The sequence below is a fragment of the Pseudomonas sp. MM213 genome (genome assembly GCF_020423045.1).
Lineage (GTDB): Bacteria > Pseudomonadota > Gammaproteobacteria > Pseudomonadales > Pseudomonadaceae > Aquipseudomonas > Aquipseudomonas migulae.
Genome location: NZ_CP081943.1, coordinates 5369930 through 5390364 on the forward strand (window position 1 = coordinate 5369930; position 20435 = coordinate 5390364).

Below are 20435 nucleotides of genomic sequence, written 5' to 3' on the forward strand. Positions count from 1 at the left end.
ACGTTGTTGTATGGTTGTGGTCGAACCGATGAACTCAAGTGATTGAAAGGATATCGCCATGCTGGACTGGAAGAACCGCGCGGGCAGCGCGCCTGAACGTGCCGCTGAACCGAAATCGGCTACCCGCAGTTACATCGGTGGCCTTTTGTTCAGTCGGGCGCTGGCCACGCTGATCGGCCTCTATCTGATTGTGGCCTTTGTGCTTGGCTGGTATTGGAGCCAGGAGCCGGCGCTGTTCCCGGTCCAACAGAATGCTCAAGTGGCGGCCGAGAAAGAAGGCAAGCAAATGGTCATCGGCTACACCACGGTCGAAACGCTCAAGACCGTCGCCGACACCTTGCTGACCAAACCGGGCGGCTACATCTCCAACGACCGTTTCCCGCCGGGCCTGTGGATGGACAACACACCGAGCTGGGAATATGGCGTGCTGGTCCAGGTCCGCGATCTGACGCGGGCGCTGCGCAAAGACTTCGCCCGTTCGCAGTCGCAATCGGCCGAAGACGCCGATCTGGCGAAAGCCGAGCCGCGTTTCAACTTCGACAATAAAAGCTGGGTGCTGCCCTCCAGCGAGTCCGAGTATCAGGAAGGCATCAATTCCCTGAGCCGCTATCAGGCGCGTCTGTCCGACCCTTTGCAGAAAAACGCGCTGTTCTATGCTCGCGCCGACAACCTGAACAACTGGCTGGGCGATGTGGGCACCCGTTTGGGTTCGCTGTCGCAACGCCTGTCGGCCAGCGTTGGCCGGGTCAAACTGAACACCGCGCTGAAGACCGAAGTGGTCGCGCCGGGTCAGGTGCCACAGGTTGACGAGGAAATCGTCGAAACCCCGTGGATGCAGATCGACAACGTGTTCTATGAAGCTCGCGGTCAGGCCTGGGCCTTGTCCCACTTGCTGCGTGCCATCGAAGTCGACTTCGCCGATGTGCTGGCGAAGAAGAACGCGACCGTCAGCGTGCGCCAGATCATTCGTGAACTGGAAGCGTCGCAGGAACCGGTCTGGAGCCCGATGATTCTCAATGGTAGCGGCTTCGGCGTACTGGCCAACCACTCACTGGTCATGGCCAATTACATTTCCCGGGCCAACGCCGCAGTGATCGATTTGCGTCAACTGCTCAATCAGGGCTGAGTCATGGTCGATAACGCGAGAGAGGCCGCCCACCGCGCGGCCTCGGATGCCGAACAGATCGCCTGGGTCGACGAGCAGGACAACCTGCTCGGCGCTCTGGTCCGCTCGGACCTGCGCGAGCGCGGGCTGATCGGGCGCGGCACCTACATCATGCTGTTCAATTCGGCTGGCGAACTCTGCGTTCACCGGCGCACCCTGAGCAAAGCGATTTATCCGGGTTACTGGGACGTGGCGGCGGGGGGTATGGTGCTCGTCAGCGAAACCTACGCCGAATCGGCCGCCCGCGAGCTTGAAGAAGAGTTGGGCGTGAGCGGGGTGGAACTCACTGCCCATGATCATTTTTTCTTCGAAGACACCGGCAATCGTTTGTGGTGTTCGGCGTTTTCGGCGGTGTGGGACGGCCCGTTGATCCTGCAACCGGAAGAGGTGCTCGAAGCGCGCTTTTTGCCAATCGATGAAGTGCTTCGGGAAATCGACGAAAAGCCTTACTGCCCGGACTCTCTGGCCGCGTTGAAGCGCTATCTCCGGGCTCGTGGCGGGGACGTCGCAAAAGAGGCATAAATTGGCGCCGATTGGCTCTTAGCAAGTCGGCTTTTTGCCGTTACACTGCGCGACCTTTTCAAGCTGAACCGTATTGCTCTTTGTAGGAGCGAAGCTTGCTCGCGATGGACGTTAACGATAACGCGTGCATCCAGATTGTACGCATCGTCCTTGCGTTCTTCGCGAGCAAGCTTCGCTCCTACAGGGTTGTTTCGGTTCAGTAGCGCTGCCCCTGCCTGAGTGGGGCTTCGCGGTCGATGGCACCTGCCCAGGTTGCCGCGACCAGTCTTTGTCCTCCCAAGAGGATTGCCGGTGGCCAAAAAAGCCGCATCCTTCGCCGCCCTTGGTGGCCTGGTATTTTCCACCGACGCAGGTCGTCATTGCCCGGATTGCAGTAAGCCGGTGGACGCCTGTATCTGCAAACAGACCGTTATCCCGGCCGGCGACGGCATCGCTCGCGTGCGTCGCGAAAGCAAGGGCCGTGGCGGCAAGACGGTGACCACCATCACCGGCGTGCCGTTGGCTGAAGACGCGCTCAAGGACCTGGCCACCACGTTGAAGAAACGCTGTGGCACCGGTGGGGCGTTGAAAGACGGAATCATTGAGATCCAGGGCGATCATGTCGAGCTGCTGTTGGGCGAGCTGATCAAACTCGGTTTCAAGGCAAAGAAGTCCGGCGGCTAGCAGCCTCTGTGAAAACCACCCTCGGCTTGACCCGGTCCTGATTTCTTCTGACCTGGCGTCGCCTACATGGTTTTCACAGAGCCTGTTCTGACCGGTTTCTAAACTCACTGCGGTCAGCGAGGTCTATCCCCTCGTTGACGAACCGTCATTTTCATCCTTTAGACTGCGCCGGCCTGAACACAGGCGACGCTCTATGACTTCTTTATAGGGGACTTCAATGTCCGTACGACGCACACGCAAAGACGATGGCAGCCAATGGACAGTTGCGGACAGCCGCAGTGTTTACGGGATTCGCCATTGGGGGGCCGGGTATTTCGCGATCAATGACGCCGGTCGCGTCGAAGTTCGTCCGAACGGTCCGGCCAGTTCGCCTATCGACCTGTTCGAGCAAGTCGACCAGCTGCGCAAAAGCGGCTTGTCCTTGCCGCTGCTGGTGCGTTTCCCGGACATTCTGCAAGACCGCGTGCGTCAGCTGACCGGCGCCTTCGATGCCAACATCGAGCGCCTGGAATACCAGAGCAAGTACACCGCGCTGTACCCGATCAAGGTTAACCAGCAAGAAGCGGTGATCGAAAACATCATCGCCACGCAGAACGTGTCCATCGGCCTGGAAGCCGGCTCCAAGCCTGAGCTGCTGGCCGTGCTGGCACTGGCGCCGAAGGGCGGCACCATCGTGTGCAACGGTTACAAGGACCGCGAGTTCATTCGGCTGGCGCTGATGGGCCAGAAGCTTGGCCACAACGTGTTCATCGTGATCGAGAAAGAATCCGAAGTCGGCCTGGTGATCGAAGAAGCCGCCTCGCTGAAGGTCAAGCCGCAGGTCGGCTTGCGCGTGCGCCTGTCGTCCCTGGCTTCGAGCAAGTGGGCGGACACCGGTGGCGAGAAATCCAAGTTCGGTCTGTCGGCGGCGCAACTGCTGTCGGTGGTCGAGCGTTTCCGCGCGGCGGGTCTGGACCAGGGCATTCGTCTGCTGCACTTCCACATGGGCTCGCAGATCGCCAACCTGGCGGACTACCAGCACGGTTTCAAGGAAGCGATTCGTTACTACGGCGAACTGCGCAACCTCGGCCTGCCGGTTGACCACATCGACGTCGGTGGCGGTCTGGGCGTCGACTACGACGGCACGCACTCGCGTAACGCCAGCTCGATCAACTACGACATGGACGATTACGCCGGTGTCGTGGTCGGGATGCTCAAGGAGTTCTGCGACGCGCAGAGCCTGCCGCACCCGAACATTTTCTCCGAAAGCGGCCGTTCCCTGACCGCCCACCACGCCATGCTGGTGGTGCAAGTCACCGACGTTGAAAAACACAACGACGACGTGCCGAAGATCGACAACAAGGAAGAGCTGCCGGAAACCGTGCAGTGGCTGGTTGACCTGCTCGGCCCGACCGACATCGAAATGGTCACCGAAACCTACTGGCGCGCCACTCACTACATGAGCGACGTGGCCACCCAGTACGCCGACGGCAAGCTGACCCTGGCGCAAAAAGCCCTGGCCGAGCAATGCTACTTCGCCGTGTGCCGTCGCCTGCACAACTCGTTGAAGGCACGTCAGCGTTCCCACCGTCAGGTGCTCGACGAACTCAACGACAAGCTGGCCGACAAGTACATCTGCAACTTCTCGGTATTCCAGAGCCTGCCGGATACCTGGGCCATCGGCCAGGTCCTGCCGATCCTGCCGCTGCACCGTCTCGACGAAGAGCCGCTGCGCCGCGCGGTGCTGCAAGACCTGACCTGCGACTCCGACGGCAAGATCAAGCAATACGTCGACGAGCAGAGCATCGAGACCAGCCTGCCCGTGCACGCTCTGAATGAGGGCGAAGACTACCTGCTGGGGATCTTCCTGGTCGGCGCTTACCAGGAAATTCTTGGCGACATGCACAACCTGTTCGGTGACACCGACTCGGTGAACATCTACCAGAATGCCGACGGCAGCGTGTACCACGCGGGTATCGAAACCCACGACACCATCGAAGACATGCTGCGTTACGTGCATTTGTCGCCGGAAGAGCTGATGACCCACTACCGCGACAAGTGCGCCAGTGCGCGCATCAGCGCGGCCGAGCGCACCCAGTTCCTCGACGCCCTGCGTCTGGGTCTGACCCGTTCGTCTTACCTGTCTTCCTGAGGTAAGTCGCCGTTCTCGCCAGGTTGTCTGAAAATGTTCCGCGCGCTGCGGAAATTTCAGATGACCTGGTGCGGCGGTTCTCTGTTTTCAAGCGAAACGTCCCACACTCCCGGCTATCAAAGCCATATGGTCTTCTTTTCGCGTAGGCCATTTCCTAAGTTGTACTTCGGCACTCTACTCGGCCATGTCTCTCGGCGAGAATCCCCGGCCGCCCCTCCTGTAGAGAATCGCCGATGTTCGATCCAGTCAACGAACCTTCATTTCGTCTGGATGTAGCCGGTCTGCCCGACCCTTTCGAAGTCCTGGCCTTTACCGGTAGAGAAGCGATCAGCGAGCCCTTTGTGTTCGATGTGGATCTGCTGATCAATGACCCGAAGCTGGACCTCGCTAGCCTGCTGTACCGCCCGGCCGTTTTGCATTTCGGGCCAGAGGGCAGCGCTTTCCATGGCCAACTGCATGAACTGGTCCAGCGTGACCATGGTCCGAGCGTCAGGCTTTGCCACGTGCGTCTGGGGCCGAAGCTGACGTGCCTGTCCCAGCGTTTCAGCCAGCGGATTTTCAGTACGTTGTCGGTGCCCGAGATCCTCAGCCAGGTGCTCAAGGAACACGGCATTACCGGCAGGGACCGACGCTTCGAATTGACTGGCGATTACCCGCCCCGTGATTTCTGCACGCAGTATCGGGAATCGGATCTGCAGTTTCTCCAGCGCCTGTGTGCCCAGGAACGTCTTCACTACCATTTCGAGCATCAGAGCGATGGGCATTGCGTGGTGTTCGGTGACGGCCACGGGCATTTTCGTCTCGGCGAAACCGCGGTGTTCGCGGTCGGGCAAGCTTCTCCTGCGGTGCGCCGGTTTCAGCTTCAGGCAGAGCAACGCACCGCGCAAAGTGCCGAAGGTTGCACGGACCTGCCGACGCTGCGCAGCGGTCAGTTGATGCCCTTGTCTGGCCATCCGGTCGCCGATTGGAATCATCTGTGGTTGCTGACCCATGTCGACCATCAGGGCAGTCAGGATCCATTGGTCCCGTACAGCAACCAGATCCGTGCGATTCACTGGGAGTTGCCTTTCGTCTCGCCGCATTGCGCGGTGAAACCACGGATGCACAGCCTGCAACGAGCCTGGGTGGTCGACGTGGATGAGCCACGGCCCGATCCTTCCAGACCGATTGCTGTGCAGTTTGACTGGCTCTATCAGGGCGAAGGCGCGACGCCCAGTCATTGTTGGCTGCCGTTGGCGGCTGAGCTGGAAGGGCCGACCGCCTCGCCACTGAGCGAAGGGACCGAGGTGGTGGTGAGCTTTATCGAGGGCGATCCGGATCAGCCGTTGATATGCGGGTTTCTTCACGCGCCGTCGTCGGTCGAAGAGGTTGAGGAGCCCAGCCCGCCTGAGGACGGATCACCCCATGACGGCTTGCTGGAACTCCTGCGCTCGGGCGAGCCCTTGGTGTTGTTGTGCCTGTTGCCCGGCGGCGGCAGCTTCAGTCACTGCCCGCAGGCGCTTTGCACCTGTCGGGCGGCGACGCTGTTTGGCCAGAGCGGTGCGGCATGATTGGCGCAACCCCGCAATGGCTGTTGCTGGATGTCCCGAGTGCAGCCCAAGCGAGCGCAGCACTGCATCAGGTGTTCGCGCAGGCCCAGTGGTTCTGGTTGTTCGAGGGCACCGAATTGCAGGCGCTGCGCGAAGACGGCCCGGTACTCATTGACCTTCGAACGTGCCCGGCACTGGCCGAGTTGTGCTACAGCCAAACGCAGGTCTGGCGTGGCTTGCTGATCGTCAGCGAGGTGTCGTCCTCACAGTTGCTGGAGCATTTGCGCCGCATGCTCATCGTCTCTTGCGGGCTGCACCATCGAGCCTTGTTGAGTTATTACAACCCGAACACGGCCAGTTACTTTTTCGATGCCTGTGATGCCCGGGAATTGAGTCGCTGGCTGGGCCCGATCAGCCAGTTGCACTGGTTCGGCGGGTCCTGGGCCGATCGCGCGATCGGCAGCGAGGGCTGGCAGCAGTTGCTCAACCCGGGGCTCGCCGTCAGCCCGCTGGCGGTCGAAGAAAGCCTCAGCCCTCGACAGCGCGAAACCCTGCAAACCTGCCTGCTGGAGCAGCATGCCTGGCACTGGAGCCAATCCATCGGGGCCGATTTCAGCAGCCTGTGGTCCCATGTGCAGGAAGGGCTGGCGCTGGGTTTCAGTGAGCGGCCGGTACTCGATGGCTGGTTATGGCTGCGCCTGCAGAACCCCCGAGCTTCGCTGGTGCAGCCGTTGTCGGGGCTTACGCAGCAGGAGCGTCTCGATAGCCTGCGCAAATGCTGGCAGAACAATCAGCCTCAATGAGCCCGGCCCGCGAACCAGCCATCGTTGTTGCGCAGCACCCAGGCGATTGCGCCGAGGGTCACGCTGCGCAACACCATGAACAACAGGAAAGTTATCCACAGCCCGTGGTTACCCAAACCTTGCAGCGCCCAGGCGAACGGCAGCAGCAGGATCACGGTCAACAGCATGCCGTTGCGCATTTCCCGGGCGCGGGTTGCGCCTATAAACAGCCCGTCGAGCAAATAGCTCCAGACCGCGATCAACGGCAGCGCGGCGAGGTAGGGCAGGTAGATGAACGCCGTGTCGCGTACGTTCTGAATGTCGGTCTGCATCTCGATGAACAAGTGCCCGGCAAACAGGAACAACACCGCAAACCCCAGGCTCGCCAACAGCGACCATCCGCAAGCGACGACCAATGAACGACGCAGGGCGTCCCGGTCGCGGGCGCCAATCGCGTGCCCGCACAGCGCTTCCACGGCATGGGCCAACCCGTCGAGCGCGTGGGCCGTCAGCAGCAAACCATTGAGCAGCAAAGCGTTGGCGGCGACCGTGGCGTCACCCAGCCGCGCACCTTGTACGGTGATGAGGAAAAACACCGATTGCAGCAACAGGCTGCGGATGAAGATGTCGCGGTTCACGGCCAGGAGCGGTCGCCAACTCTGCCACAGCGCCAATGCGGCCCAGGCGATGTGACCGGGGTAGGCGCGCAGTGCCTTGCGGGTCATCAGCAGGCCGATCAGCGCGCCGGTCCATTCGGCGATCACCGAGGCCCGGGCCGCACCGACCACGCCCCATTCCAGGCCGAGGACGAACCACAGGTTCAGCGCAATGTTGACCAGGTTGGTGCTCAGTAAAATCGCCAGCGGCGCCCGGGCGTTTTGCGTGCCGAGGAACCAGCCGACCAACGCGTAACTGGCCAGCGCCGCAGGCAGACCGAACAATCGCGTGTGGAAGAATTCGCGGGTCAGTTGATCCAGTTCCGCCGAAGGTTGCATGAAGTGCAGCGCGACACCGCTCAACGGAATGCCCAGCGCACCCAAGGCAATGGCCAGTCCCATGGCCAGCAACAGGCCTTGCAACAGGATCTGCCGCAACGCCGCGCCATCCCCGCGTCCGGCGGCCTGGGCGGCAAACCCGGTGGAGCCCATGCGCAGAAAGCCCATGGCCCAGGCGAGAAACGTGTACAGACTGGCCCCGACCGCGACTGCGCCCAACTGATGGGCGTGGGGCAAGTGACCGATCACCGTACTGTCGACCAGCGCCACCAGCGGCACGGAAATGTTCGAAAGAATCATGGGCGCGGCGAGCGCCCAGACCCGGCGATGGGTCGGGCGGTCGCGCCAGTCGGCAATCAGGTTGGACATGCAGGCTCCTTGGGGAGCGGGCATTGTAGCGATACATCCGGCATCTGCGCCGATCCATTGTGGGAGCGAGACCGGCTTGCCGGCGATGGTGTGTCAGCCGACACCTGCGTAGCTGACACACCATCGCCGGCAAGCCGGTCTCACTCCTACAGGAGATTGGTGGTGTCAGTGGATTATCCAGCTAAGCAACCACAACCCCAGCAGCAACCAGATGATCCCCATGATGATCGACGCATTCATGAACGCCCGGATCGCCGACCACAACAGCATCAGCCCCAGGATCAGCGCGATGATGCTGATGATCGACGTGTCCATGCCCAGCGCGCTGGACAACCCTTCGACGAAGTTGCTACCGGCGTTGCTCAACTGATTGAACAGGCCGCTGAGGGCGTCAACGATAAAACGGATGACCGAGCCGAGCGCCTGGCCGAGCCATTCGAAAAAACTGTCTACCTGCATGTCGTTAACGTCCTGATGTAAGTGGTTGAGCCTTGGGCCAGTCATCGCAGCGCCGAGTTCCCCGATACGGCAATCGTATGAGTATGACGCAAGATTCTGCTTCGTTGATGCACTTGTAGGAGCAGAGCTTGCTCGCGAAAGCGGTGGAACATCCAACATAAATGCCGCCATTTACACCGCCATCGCGAGCAAGCTCAGCTCCTACAGGAGCTAACGCCACTTGCCATCCCCGGCCATCCCCCCGAAGCTATACGCCTTCAGGAGAGCCCGATGAACCTTGTTGAACTGACCGAACGCCTGCACGCCATCCGTGACCGCAATGACTGGCGGCAATTTCACAGCCCGAAAAACCTGGCCATGGCCGCGAGCGTGGAAATGTCCGAGCTGGTGGAGATCTTCCAGTGGCTGACCGAAGACCAGTCGCGCCAGTTGCCGGCGGACAAACTCGCCCATGCCGGGCAGGAAGTCGGCGACATCGTGCTCTATCTACTGCTGCTGTGCAGCGAGTTGGGGTTGGACATGAATGAAGTGGTGCGCAGCAAACTCGCGGACAGTGAACGGAGGTTCAGCTGATGAGCGACCGTCATTTCGATCAACTGGCGACCCGCTTCGCCGAAAAGATTTACGGCGGTGCCAAAGGTGCGATCCGTCTGGCGGTGCTACAGGCCGACCTGGCGGAAACCCTGCCGGACCGCCCCTTGCGCGTACTCGACATCGGCGCCGGCCTGGGCCACATGTCGTTGTGGCTGGCCCAGCGCGGGCATGACGTGACACTGGCCGAACCTGCCGAACCCATGCTTGAAGGGGCGCGCCAGCGCTTTGCCGATGCAGGCCAGACGGCCACTTTTATTCAGGCGCCGTGGCAGGACCTGCTCGGTCAGCTCACCGAACCCTACGACCTGGTGCTGTGCCATGCGGTACTGGAATGGCTGGCCGAACCTCACGCGATTCTGCCGGTGCTGCATCAGTTGACGAAGCAGGACGGCTGGTTGTCCCTGGCGTTTTACAACCGCGATGCACTGATCTACCGCAACCTGCTCAAGGGCCACTTCCGCAAAATGCGCAAGAACGACATGGCCGGCGAAAAGCAAAGCCTGACGCCGCAACAGCCCCTTGATCCGCGTGAATTGGCGATGCAACTTGAAGGTTTGTGGCAGGTCGAAACCCAGAGCGGGGTTCGTGTTTTTCACGACTACATGCCAGTGGAATTTCAGGCTCGCGCCGAACTGGTGGACTTGCTCGAAATGGAACTGGCCCACCGGCGTCACCCAAGTTTTGCCGGGCTTGGGCGCTACCTGCACTGGATCTGTCGGCCGGTCTGATCGGAGCGCGAAATGAAACGTCGTACCGGGTTATTGGTGATCTGTCTGGGATTGGCTGCCTGCCAGGGCAGCAACCCTTATGTGGCGACATCCAACCCTTTACCGCCGGCACCGCCCGAGGCCGCCAACACGTTCGACCGCAGCGCCTATCCGGCCCCGCCGCGTGACTATGGCCGCTACCGCAGTTGGGCCTGGCTCAATGGGCAACTGCCGCCGGGTTCGGCGTGGGCGGACTCGGCGCAAGTCGCCGAAGCCGTGAGCAACGCCCTCGATCAGCGCGGCTTGCGCCCACTGCACGACAATCGTCCGGCGGACCTGTTCGTCAGCGCCAATCTGCATCTGGAAACCCGCTTGCGGCAGGTTCAGGACGACTACGGTTACTACGGCGGCGGGTATGGCGGCTACAACCGCTACGGCAGCGGTTATGGCATGTACAACACGGTGCCGATCGTTCGCACCTATTCGGAACAGGTCGTGGTGGTGCAGGTGGACATGTTCGATGCTCAAAGCGGTCAACCCGTCTGGAGTTCGAGCGCCGAAACCAGCAACAAGGGCAGTCAGAGTGCACGCGCCGATGCCATTCGGGAGGCTGTGGAAAAGGCCATGTCGGCGTATCCTCCTAGTTAGCTTCTGCAAAAAAGAAGCGTTTCACAGGTTCATGTCTTCAATCGGAGAATCATCATGTTCCGCCGTCTCGTTTTACTGGCAGTGGCCGCGCTCCTGACAGCCTGCGCCGCCAACCAGGTCAATCATGACTTCGACGCCAGCCGCGATTTTGCCGCCTATCGCAGCTGGAGCTGGAAAGACCCCGCCCTGCAATATCGCCCCGATGACCCACGGATCAAGAGCGACCTGACCGAACAGCGCATCCGCCAATCGGTGGCCGATCAGCTGGACCAGCGTGGCCTTCGTCCTGCCGCTGCGGGCAAAAAGGGTGATGTGAGTGTGCAAACCTACCTGATCGTCGAAGACCGTCAGCAACAAGTGACCACCAACTACGGCGGCGCTTGGGGTAACCCGTGGAATGGCTACTGGGGCGGGCCGATGTACAACGAAACCCGCAACATCAGCTACAAAGTGGCGATCATCCAGATCGACCTGCTCGACGGCAAGGACGGCAAACTGGTGTGGCGCGGCAGTGACGAACAAATCCTCAGCCGCACGCCGAACCCGTCGGACCGCAGCACAGCGATACGTGAGACGGTCGGGCGGATACTCGCCAATTACCCACCCAAATAAACACCACATCCCCTGTAGGAGCGAGGCTTGCCCGCGAAGGAGTCGCTTCGGTCATTCAGTTAGACCGAGTCGCCTCATTCGCGGGCAAGCCTCGCTCCTACAGGGGTTTTTATTGTCTGGGCTGGCGGTTGGCAGCCAGAAAGGCAAAGCCTATCGGGTGACTTGATCGTCCACTGCTATCGGCAACTCGACACAGAACCGAGCACCCTCGGCCGAGTTGCTCGCACGCAGTGTTCCACCCATGTTCTCGACGATGCCAACGCTCACCGACAACCCCAGCCCCGTACCCACACCCACCGGTTTAGTGGTGAAAAACGGTTCGAAAATCCGCTCCAGCAACTGCGGATCGATACCGCCACCGTTGTCCTCGACCCACAGTCGCACTGAATGTTCGTCACGTTCGGTGTGCAGCGAAATCCACGGCTTGAAATCCCCATCCGTTTCGCATTTGCTCAGCAATGCATCCCGCGCGTTGACCATCAGGTTAATCAGCACCTGTTCCAGCTGATCGACATTGCCACGCACCTGAACCTGGAAACCGGTCTCGCTGACCCTGAGCTCGACGCCTTTGCCTCGCAACTCCTCGGCCAGCAGCGACAGCGTGCCCGCGATGGCGTCAACCGGATTGAAAGGATGCTGCTCGGCCTCCGAGCGGCGGCCGAACACCCGCATGTGATCCACCACCCGCGCCGCACGCTGGACCTGGGCATCGATGCGGTTGAGTTTGTCGATCAGGAAGTCGACCTGCACTTCACCGCTGTCCAGGCGCTTGAGCACGTTGACGATGGCCAGACGCATCACGTTCAGCGGCTGGCTGATTTCATGCGCCAGGCCCGTGGCCATTTCGCCAAGGGTGGCCATTTTCGCGCTCTGTGCCGTCGCGGCGTCCTGCTGCTGGTTTTTGATGTCGCTGATGTCGAGCATGAAACCCACCAGCCGCCGATCTTTGCCGACGCCCATGGCTTGGCCTTGCAGGCGATACCAGGTCGGCGTGTCGGGGTGATGCAGGCGCACGCAGAGCAATAAAGGTGTGCCGTCGTCCTGCAAGTCTTGCAGGCGACTGCGCAGCGCTTTGCGGTCGGCAGGGTGGACTTGCTCGAGCCAGGCGTGCAGCGGCATGCGTGTGCTGATCAGGTTCAGTGTGTTGGCCAGCGACGACGCCAATTGCACCTCGGCGCTGTCGCTGAAAATTTCCCACCATCCGCTGCCGAGCAAAGCTTGAAGCGATTCCAGTCGCTCCAGTTGCAGATGGTGCTGATGCTCACGCAAACGCTCCAGCAATGGCCCGGCGAGCGCGGCGGCGAGCTGCAGCCAGTCGCGCTCTCCGACGTCGGGTGCACGTTGTTGCACCGGGTAAAAACCACAGAGCAACCACGCGACCACGCCTTGCGCATCGTGGTAAGGCACCGCAAGCCCTTCGGCATTACCGAAGAGGCTGTGCAGGCGCGGGTGCTCGCCGAGGGTCAAATGCTGCGGGGCGGAGCCGTTCAAACTGTCGAGCCCGGTGCCCAGGCGTTGACCGTTTTGCCACAGCCGGGGCGCATCAAAGGCCGCGTAATGTTGATGGATCTGCCAGCCGTCTTCCTGTTCATCCAGCAACGCCACGGCCATGCACGGGATTTGAAAACGCCGCGCCAGATGTTGCAGTTGTTCCAACAGTACGTCGGGCAGGCGCGCCAGGCTGCACAGGCGCAACTGGTCGCCGATCTGTGTCGCGAGCAACTGGCAGAGTTCGCGGCTGCGCGCTTGCCGGCGTTCGTACAACAAATCGCCGATGTCCAGTAACTGCAGCAGCCAGGCATCGGCCAACGGCTGCACCCAGCCGCGCAGGTGCAGGGGTTGCCCGCTGAGGCTGAAAAAGTCCAGGTCCAGACTTTGTCCTTGCCAGTCGGCCGGTGTGCCTTGGACGGCGAGGCTGCTGTGCGGCATGAGGTAATCGTGTAGAAGCGGCGCCTGCGCGGCGGGGTGCTGCTGGGCCAGGCCATGGCGCAGCGGGCCAGCCAGATGAATGACCCGGCCTTCGGCGTCCAGGCGCATCTGTAAACCGACACCGGGCACGCTCAGGGCGCTGGGGACTTCCGGTGGCGGCGGTGGATGGCGGTTGAGCAGACGCCCGAACAGCTTGTCCCCGGAACTCAAAGTTGCAGGCTCGAACGGGCGGCAAGGGTCGCCGGCAAATCAGGGAACTTCAACATCCCGCTCACATAAGTGGCGCTGACGACATTGAAATTCAGCTCGGCGGGAATCCAGTCCAATTGCCGGCTCGGCTCCGTGGTGGCCACGGCACTGTTTTGCTTGCGAGAGAGGTTTGTTTGCATGAGTGCGTCTACCCTGACTATCACTATGTAATGTCAGCATAGAATCATTCAGCCAAAACGTTCGTTTTTTGCCGGATGCAGAGCTTTGTCCTGCTGATTTGGTTGATGCGAACGATCAGGCAACCGGTCGCCAATGCCCGGCCATGTGCTCCAGATCCCCGGCACCCAGCAACTGAAAATCTCCACTGGACCCCGCCGCACTGGCGAGCAGTGTCACCTCGCCGGGCAGACGCACCGGTTTGCGAAACTGCACGGCAATCTCGACGTTCGCCGTGGGCAAATGATCGGCAAGCGCAGCCAGCGTTCGCGCCTTGTTCCATAACCCATGGGCAATGGCCGTCGGGAAGCCGAACAGTTTGGCGCTCACCGCACTCAGGTGAATCGGGTTGTAGTCGCCGGACACTTTGGCGTATTGCCGACCGATGTCCGCCGGCGCTTTCCAGCGGGTGACTTCGCTCAACGGCAACGTCGGGGCCAGCACTTCCTCGACCGGTTCGCCTTCGAGTTTGACCCCGCGACAGAGCATCCGGCTTTCAGCCTCCCACAACGGCCCCAACTGATCATCGAGCGTTGTCAGCAGCTCGAACGTCGCCCCCTTCGCATGGGGTTGCAGATTCTGCACCTGCACGCTGATGCGCGCGCGGTTCACGCCGCCCATGGGCCGCAAGACGCGAATGCGGTTGCTCAGGTGAATCAGTCCCAGCAGCGGAAACGGAAAATCCCTGGCGGTCAGCAGTTGCATCTGCAGCGCGAACGCCAGGATGTGTGGATAAGTCGGCGGCAACAAACCGTTGTCGGCAAACCCGCAGACGTTGCGATAGGCCGCCAGGCGTTTCGGGTCAACATCGACCCAGCAACGCAAACCCGCATCGGGCAGCGTGGTGCCGGTGATCTTGCGACGCGTAGCGGCCTGCACATACAACCCTGGCAGGCTCGGTTCGCGGTTGAGTGTGTGCCAATCGGTGATCATCGCTAAGCCCCCAAGACACTTTGTCCACAGACCCGCAGCGCTTGCCCGGTGAACGCGCCGGTGCCAGGTTGCGCCAGCCAGGCCACCGCTTCGGCGACGTCCTGCGGCAGGCCGCCCTGGCCCAGCGAACTCATGCGCCGGCCGGCCTCACGCAAGCCAAAGGGAATGTGCGCGGTCATCTGTGTTTCGATGAATCCCGGTGCCACCGCGTTGATGCTGATGCCCCGCTCATTGAGCAACGGCGCCCAGGCTTGGGCCAGACCGATCAAACCCGCCTTGCTCGCCGCGTAATTGGTTTGCCCGCGATTGCCGGCGATGCCGCTGATGGACGCCAGCAGAATCACCCGGCCGTTATCGTGCAAGGTGCCGCTGTCGAGCAGAGCCTTGGTCAGCACTTGTGGTGCATTGAGATTGACCGCGAGCACCGCGTCCCAGAATTCCGGGGTCATGTTGGCCAGGGTTTTATCGCGGGTGATGCCGGCGTTGTGCACCACGATATCGACGCCGTCAGGCAACTGCTCGATCAACTGCGTGGCGGCGTCTTCGGCGCAGATGTCCAGGGTGATGCTGCGTCCGCCGAGGCGTGCGGCGAGGGCGTCGAGATCGGTTTTCGCCGGTGGCACGTCGAGCAGGATCACGTCGGCGCCGTCACGGGCCAGGGTTTCGGCAATCGATGCACCGATGCCCCGCGCCGCGCCGGTGACCAGCGCCTTGCGCCCCGACAACGGGCGCGTCCAGTCCGTCACGGGCGTGGCGCAGGGGTTCAGGCGAATCACTTGCCCGGAGACGAACGCACTTTTGGGCGAAAGGAAAAACCGCAGCGGGCCTTCCAGTTGATCCTCGGCGCCTTCGCCGACGTGGATCAGTTGCAAGGTGCCGCCACTGCGCAGTTCCTTGGCCAGCGAACGACTGAAGCCTTCCAGGGCGCGCTGGGCGCTGGCGGCAAACGGATCGCTCAACGTCTGCGGCGTGCGCCCGAGAATGACCAGGTGCGCACAGTGATCGAGGTTTTTCATCAGCGGCTGAAAGAACTCGCGCAGTTGCTTGAGTTGATCGGTTTGCACCAGATGACTGGCGTCGAACACCACCGCCTTGAGTTTCGGGCCGTGGCCGGGAATCCACGCGGTGGCGATCGAAGGTTCGCTGCCGTAGCTGTAAATCGCATCGGTCAGGCGGTTGGCGAAGGCGCTGACTTTTTCCGCCAGCGGCCCGCCGCCGATCAGCAGCGCCCCCTCGACAGGCCGTAGCCGGCCCGCCTGCCAGCGTTCCAGCCGAACCGGCGACGGCAGCCCCAAGGCCCCGACCAGACGATGGCCGATGGATGAATTGGCGAAGTCGATATAGCGGTCAGACATGGAACGCGCTCCAGCAGCTGGGGTTCAAAGTGTGGACCATGAATGGCAATCAGTCGTTCGATCCACGAGATAAGGCCTACGCTTGGACATTGCAGATTGGTTTTATCCCGGGATTTTTATAGTGCGATCCTTGTAGGAGCGAAGCTTGCTCGCGAAGGCGGTATATCAGCTACATGGGTGCCGACTGACCCAACGCCTTCGCGAGCAAGCTTCGCTCCTACAGGGGTGGCGCGCATTTGGATTTTCATCAGGAGCTTTTTCATGACTCAGCTGCGCCGCGTCGCGATCATCGGCGGTAACCGGATTCCCTTCGCACGCTCCAACGGGCCGTACGCCACCGCGAGTAACCAGGCGATGCTCACCGCCGCACTCGAAGGCCTGATCGAACGTTTCAACCTGCACGGCCTGCGCATGGGCGAAGTGGCGGCGGGCGCGGTGCTCAAGCATTCCCGGGACTTCAACCTGACCCGCGAATGCGTACTCGGCTCACGGCTGTCGCCGACCACGCCGGCCTATGACATCCAGCAAGCGTGCGGCACCGGGCTGGAAGCGGCGTTGCTGGTGGCGAATAAAATCGCCCTGGGCCAGATCGAGTGCGGCATTGCCGGCGGCGTCGACACCACGTCCGACGCGCCCATCGGCATCAACGAAGGTTTGCGCAAAATTCTCCTGCAAGCCAACCGCGCCAAGACCACTGCCGACAAACTGAAAACCTTTTTGCAGCTTCGACCGGGGCATCTCGTCCCTGAATTTCCGCGCAACGGCGAACCCCGTACCGGCCTGTCGATGGGCGAACACTGCGAACTGATGGCGCAGACCTGGAACATTGCGCGCGCCGAGCAGGATCAACTGGCGCTGGAAAGTCATCAGAAAATGGCGGCCTCCTACACCGAAGGCTGGCACAACGACCTGATGACGCCGTTCCTTGGCTTGACCCGCGACAACAACCTGCGCCCGGATCTGACCCTGGAAAAACTCGCGTCGCTGAAACCGGCGTTCGAGAAAAGCGCCAAAGGCACGCTGACCGCCGGTAACTCGACGCCGCTCACTGACGGCGCGTCGCTGGTGCTGCTGGGCAGTGAAGAATGGGCGAAGGAACGCGGCTTGCCGATCCTTGCGTATTTGCGCGATGGCGAGGCGGCGGCGGTGGATTTCGTCAACGGTGCCGAAGGGCTGTTGATGGCGCCGGTGTACGCGGTCCCGCGTTTGCTGGCGCGCAATGGCCTGACCTTGCAGGACTTTGATTACTACGAAATCCACGAAGCCTTCGCGGCACAAGTGCTCTGCACCTTGAAGGCCTGGGAAGACCCCGAGTACTGCAAAACCCGCCTTGGCCTCGACGCGCCACTGGGCTCCATCGACCGCAGCCGGCTCAACGTCAAAGGCAGTTCACTGGCGGCGGGGCATCCGTTTGCAGCGACGGGCGGGCGCATTGTCGCCAATCTGGCCAAGCTGCTCGACGCTGCCGGAAAGGGCCGGGGGCTGATCTCGATTTGTGCGGCGGGCGGGCAGGGCGTCACCGCAATCATCGAACGTTGATGATTTAACCGAATAAAACCGGGAACCTGTGGGAGCGGGCTTGCCCGCGATAGCGGTGTATCAGGCAGTAGAGATGTTGAATGTGCTGGCCCTATCGCGAGCAGGCTCGCTCCCACAGGGGATCACCGATATTGAATAGATGAGTGACATGGCCTAACGTCGCCTAAATCAGCAACCTCGCGACACAAGGCCAGTCAATGCCGACTAACGGACAACAATCCCTCGAACGGACCATCCCGGCCCTGACCGTGTTGCCGCGTCCGTTGTACGCACGTGCCGAAAGCCTCAATGCCGGTTCATGGACGCCGTCTCACCGCCACGACTGGGTGCAATTCTCCTACGCCATCAGCGGGGTCCTCGGTGTGCACACCGCCGAGGGCAGTTTTTTTGCGCCGCCGCAGTGGGGGATCTGGATTCCGGCGGATCTCGAACATCAGGTCGTGACCTCGATGCGCGCCGAAATGCGCAGCCTTTACGTGCGTCGCGAGGATTGCCAATGGGCGGACGGGCGTTGCCGGGTGCTGGAAGTGACGCCGCTGGCCCGGGAGCTGATCAAGAGTTTTTGTGCGCTGCCGGTGGAATATCCACAGGGCGACAGCCCGGAGGCGCGGCTGGTGAATGTGCTGCTGGATCAACTGGCGAATTTGCCGGAGGTCGGTTTCTCGCTGCCCCTGCCGCGCCATGAACGCTTGCTGGGCTTGTGCAACGAATTGATCGAAAACCCGGAACACAACGTGACCCTGCAGGAATGGGCACAACGATTGGGTTCGTCGGAGAAGACTCTGATGCGCTTGTTCCAGCGTGAAACGGGGTTGAGTTTTCGTGGCTGGCGGCAACGGATGCGGCTGCTGTCGTCGTTGAATTTGCTGGAGGCGGGGGACAGCGTGACGAATGCGGCGTTGGCGTGTGGGTATGACTCGACGTCGGCGTTTATTGCGGCGTTTAGAGGGTTGTTCGGGTTTACGCCTGGAGAGTTGTTCAGACAGTGACGGCCTCTTCGCGGGCAAGCCTCGCTCCTACAAAAACAGCGCAAAACCCTGTAGGAGCGAGGCTTGCCCGCGAATGGCCGCGAAGCGGCCACCGAGGTTCTGGATCAGGTACGGAAACGGCGAACCAACCCATCCAGCTCATTCGACAACCCGGCCAGGCTCTGCGAATCCAACCGCGCCGAGTTCGCCAGTTCTGCCACCAACTGCGCATCGCCATGAATCTGGCTGATGTGCCGATTGATGTCTTCGGCCACCTGATGCTGCTGTTCAGCCGCCGTGGCGATCTGGGTGTTCATGTCGCGGATCACGTCCACCGATTCACGGATCTGCCCGAAGCTGCTGCGCGCCTCACCGATGCGAGTCACCGACTGCTGCGACACTTCCAGGCTCGCATGCATTTGCTGAGTCACCTGGCTGGTGCGCTTGGCGAGGTTGCCAAGCAGGCCGTCGATTTCCGCCGTGGAGTCAGCGGTGCGCTTGGCCAGGGCCCGCACTTCGTCCGCCACCACCGCAAAACCGCGACCTTGTTCACCGGCCCGTGCGGCCTCGATGGCAGCGTTCAACGCCAGCAGGTTGGTCTGTTCGGCGATTGAACGGATAGTCCCGAGAATCGACTGAATGTCGTTGCTGTCGCGCTCAAGTTGTTGCATCGACTGCGCCGACTGTTCGATTTCCTGGCTCAGGCGATCAACGCTGGTCACGGCGGCATCAATCTGTTGCTGACCTTCGCGTGCCTGGCGCTGGCCACTGTCGGCCGACTCGGCCGCCTGGCTGCACGAGCGCGCGACTTCGTTGGCGGTGGCGACCATTTCGTGGAACGCGGTCGACACCATGTCCACGGCTTCACGTTGGCGTCCGGCGGCTTCGGCCATGTCGCTGGAGACCTGGGTCGAGCTCTTGGAGGTGGCGAGGATTTTGGTCGCGGCGCCGCCGATGCTTTGAATCAGGTTGCGAATCGCCGCCAGGAACTGGTTGAACCAGTTGGCCAGTTGCGCGGTTTCGTCGCTGCCACGGATTTGCAGGTTCTTGGTCAGGTCGCCTTCACCTTGGGCAATGCCTTCCAGGCCATCGGCCACACTGCGGATCGGACGCACGATGACGCTGGCGAAACTGGCGCCGACGACGGCGAAGACCACGGCCAGCACGGCGGCGATGATTGCGATCAACCAGGTCAGTTGGGTCGCGGTGCTCATCACATCGCTCTGCTTGATCAGGCCGATGAAGGTCCAGCCCAGTTGCTCGGAAGGCCAGACGTTGGCCATGTAGCGCTCGCCATTGAGCTCGACTTCGACCAGGCCTTTGCCGGCCTTGGCCAGTTGCGCATAACCCTCGCCGAGGCTGCCCAGTGCCTTGAAGTTGTGTTCCGGTTGTTTCGGATCGACCAGTACGGTGCCGGAGTTTTCCAGCAGCATCAGGTAGCCGGTTTCGCCGAGCTTGATCTGTTTGACCAGTTCGGTGAGCTGTTTGAGCGACACGTCGATGCTGACCACGCCACCGTTGGTGCCCAGCTTGTTGTCGATGGTGCGTACGGTGCTGACGTAGGACGTATCATTTTCGGCCCAGTAATAGGCCTCGGTACGGAACGGCTTGCCCGGTTTGGCCTGGGCCGCCTTGTACCACGGACGCTGGCGCGGGTCGTAGTTGGCCAGCTTGGCATCGTCCGGCCACGACACATAACCACCGGCCGCAGTGCCGAGGATCGCGTAGGCGTAGGACGGATGGGCGTTGCCCAGGTCCTGCAGGAAGCCGAAGACTTTTTTGTCCGCCTCGCCTTGGGGAACGCTGGCGGCGTCGGCCTTCATGTAGGTCTTGAGGCTGTCGTCGGAGTTTGTGATCAGCGGTTGCTTGGCCAGGTATTCGACGTTCTGGCTGATGCCGTCGAAAAACAGTTGCATGGCATTGCTGACCTGACGGATTTCACGACCGCTGTTGTCGACGAACTCGTCCTTGGCATCACTGCGCAAGTTCAACACAACGAGGGTGGCGACCAGCACCACGGGCAGGCAGGCGATGATTGCAAACGCCCACGTCAACTTCTGTTTGATGTTCATCCGCGCTCCAGATTTTCTTGTAGGCCCACGCAGTGCA

The 20435-nt window shown here is 61.4% G+C and carries 18 protein-coding genes and 2 pseudogenes; 12 read left to right on the forward strand and 8 right to left on the reverse strand.

Translation table 11 applies throughout. The features are described from left to right. Positions 1-58: 58 nt before the first annotated feature. The 6 genes from K5R88_RS24415 to K5R88_RS24440 all read left to right on the forward strand — a co-directional run bounded on the left by K5R88_RS24415 (position 59) and on the right by K5R88_RS24440 (position 6813). Positions 59-1126 carry a DUF2333 family protein gene (locus tag K5R88_RS24415; protein ID WP_008031276.1) on the forward strand — a complete coding sequence of 356 codons (1068 nt, stop codon included), beginning with the start codon at positions 59-61 and terminating at the stop codon, positions 1124-1126. Between the two features lie 3 nt (positions 1127-1129). Beyond that, entirely contained in the window at positions 1130-1687 is a 558-nt protein-coding gene (locus K5R88_RS24420) for an NUDIX hydrolase (protein WP_223449968.1), read from the forward strand. A gap of 291 nt (positions 1688-1978) precedes the next feature. Then, entirely contained in the window at positions 1979-2350 is a 372-nt protein-coding gene (locus K5R88_RS24425) for a translation initiation factor Sui1 (protein WP_008031278.1), read from the forward strand. 217 nt (positions 2351-2567) lie between these two features. Beyond that, the gene (gene speA / locus K5R88_RS24430; RefSeq protein ID WP_008031279.1) at positions 2568-4481 is read left to right on the forward strand and encodes an arginine decarboxylase; all 1914 of its coding nucleotides are present in this window, start codon (positions 2568-2570) and stop codon (positions 4479-4481) included. A 233-nt stretch (positions 4482-4714) separates the two neighbouring features. Further along, complete coding sequence (locus K5R88_RS24435; RefSeq protein WP_226298515.1) at positions 4715-6031, forward strand: contractile injection system protein, VgrG/Pvc8 family; 1317 nt, start codon at positions 4715-4717, stop codon at positions 6029-6031. Then, positions 6028-6813 carry a DUF4123 domain-containing protein gene (locus K5R88_RS24440; protein WP_223480349.1) on the forward strand — a complete coding sequence of 262 codons (786 nt, stop codon included), beginning with the start codon at positions 6028-6030 and terminating at the stop codon, positions 6811-6813. Before K5R88_RS24435 ends, K5R88_RS24440 begins: the two co-directional genes overlap by 4 nt. Here the strand turns inward: K5R88_RS24440 and K5R88_RS24445 are convergent. After that, positions 6807-8156: an MATE family efflux transporter gene (locus tag K5R88_RS24445; RefSeq protein ID WP_226298516.1), complete on the reverse strand. Its 1350-nt coding sequence runs from the start codon at positions 8154-8156 to the stop codon at positions 6807-6809. The genes K5R88_RS24440 and K5R88_RS24445 overlap by 7 nt on opposite strands. Before the next feature lie 165 nt (positions 8157-8321). Beyond that, positions 8322-8615 carry a hypothetical protein gene (locus K5R88_RS24450; protein ID WP_008031285.1) on the reverse strand — a complete coding sequence of 98 codons (294 nt, stop codon included), beginning with the start codon at positions 8613-8615 and terminating at the stop codon, positions 8322-8324. Between the two features lie 270 nt (positions 8616-8885). On the opposite strand from K5R88_RS24450, the gene K5R88_RS24455 reads away from it, so the two are divergent. From K5R88_RS24455 to K5R88_RS24470, 4 genes are read left to right on the forward strand one after another with little or no spacing between them, the layout of a single operon-like run. Continuing rightward, complete coding sequence (locus K5R88_RS24455) at positions 8886-9188, forward strand: MazG-like family protein (RefSeq protein WP_007951009.1); 303 nt, start codon at positions 8886-8888, stop codon at positions 9186-9188. Then, positions 9188-9937 (forward strand): methyltransferase domain-containing protein, encoded by a 750-nt coding sequence (locus K5R88_RS24460; protein WP_226298517.1) that lies wholly within the window; start codon positions 9188-9190, stop codon positions 9935-9937. The genes K5R88_RS24455 and K5R88_RS24460 overlap by 1 nt, the downstream gene beginning before the upstream one ends. A gap of 12 nt (positions 9938-9949) precedes the next feature. Next, positions 9950-10564: a DUF4136 domain-containing protein gene (locus tag K5R88_RS24465; RefSeq protein ID WP_008038742.1), complete on the forward strand. Its 615-nt coding sequence runs from the start codon at positions 9950-9952 to the stop codon at positions 10562-10564. 54 nt (positions 10565-10618) lie between these two features. Further along, positions 10619-11176 carry a DUF4136 domain-containing protein gene (locus K5R88_RS24470; RefSeq protein ID WP_008031292.1) on the forward strand — a complete coding sequence of 186 codons (558 nt, stop codon included), beginning with the start codon at positions 10619-10621 and terminating at the stop codon, positions 11174-11176. A gap of 150 nt (positions 11177-11326) precedes the next feature. Here K5R88_RS24470 and K5R88_RS24475 read toward each other — a convergent pair whose 3' ends face one another. From K5R88_RS24475 to K5R88_RS24490, 4 genes and pseudogenes are all read right to left on the reverse strand, one after another. After that, positions 11327-13315, reverse strand: coding sequence for a sensor histidine kinase (locus tag K5R88_RS24475; RefSeq protein ID WP_226298518.1), 1989 nt, complete (start codon positions 13313-13315; stop codon positions 11327-11329). Continuing rightward, positions 13312-13458: pseudogene (locus tag K5R88_RS24480) on the reverse strand (pilus assembly protein); the annotation flags it as partial. The gene K5R88_RS24475 and the pseudogene K5R88_RS24480, both read right to left, overlap by 4 nt. Before the next feature lie 151 nt (positions 13459-13609). Further along, positions 13610-14464 carry a MaoC family dehydratase gene (locus K5R88_RS24485; RefSeq protein WP_226298520.1) on the reverse strand — a complete coding sequence of 285 codons (855 nt, stop codon included), beginning with the start codon at positions 14462-14464 and terminating at the stop codon, positions 13610-13612. Positions 14465-14466: 2 nt separating this feature from the next. After that, positions 14467-15819 carry a 3-oxoacyl-ACP reductase gene (locus tag K5R88_RS24490; protein ID WP_226298521.1) on the reverse strand — a complete coding sequence of 451 codons (1353 nt, stop codon included), beginning with the start codon at positions 15817-15819 and terminating at the stop codon, positions 14467-14469. A 261-nt stretch (positions 15820-16080) separates the two neighbouring features. On the opposite strand from K5R88_RS24490, the gene K5R88_RS24495 reads away from it, so the two are divergent. Both K5R88_RS24495 and K5R88_RS24500 read left to right on the forward strand, forming a co-directional pair. Then, complete coding sequence (locus K5R88_RS24495) at positions 16081-17358, forward strand: acetyl-CoA C-acetyltransferase (RefSeq protein ID WP_223435133.1); 1278 nt, start codon at positions 16081-16083, stop codon at positions 17356-17358. 197 nt (positions 17359-17555) lie between these two features. Beyond that, positions 17556-18347, forward strand: coding sequence for an AraC family transcriptional regulator (locus K5R88_RS24500; RefSeq protein WP_226298522.1), 792 nt, complete (start codon positions 17556-17558; stop codon positions 18345-18347). A gap of 104 nt (positions 18348-18451) precedes the next feature. On the opposite strand, the gene K5R88_RS31075 is transcribed toward K5R88_RS24500, so the two are convergent. Both K5R88_RS31075 and K5R88_RS31080 read right to left on the reverse strand, forming a co-directional pair. Further along, positions 18452-19219 carry a methyl-accepting chemotaxis protein gene (locus K5R88_RS31075; RefSeq protein WP_390959830.1) on the reverse strand — a complete coding sequence of 256 codons (768 nt, stop codon included), beginning with the start codon at positions 19217-19219 and terminating at the stop codon, positions 18452-18454. A gap of 138 nt (positions 19220-19357) precedes the next feature. Further along, positions 19358-20398 (reverse strand): annotated as a pseudogene (locus tag K5R88_RS31080) (cache domain-containing protein); the annotation flags it as partial. Between the last annotated feature and the right edge of the window lie 37 nt (positions 20399-20435).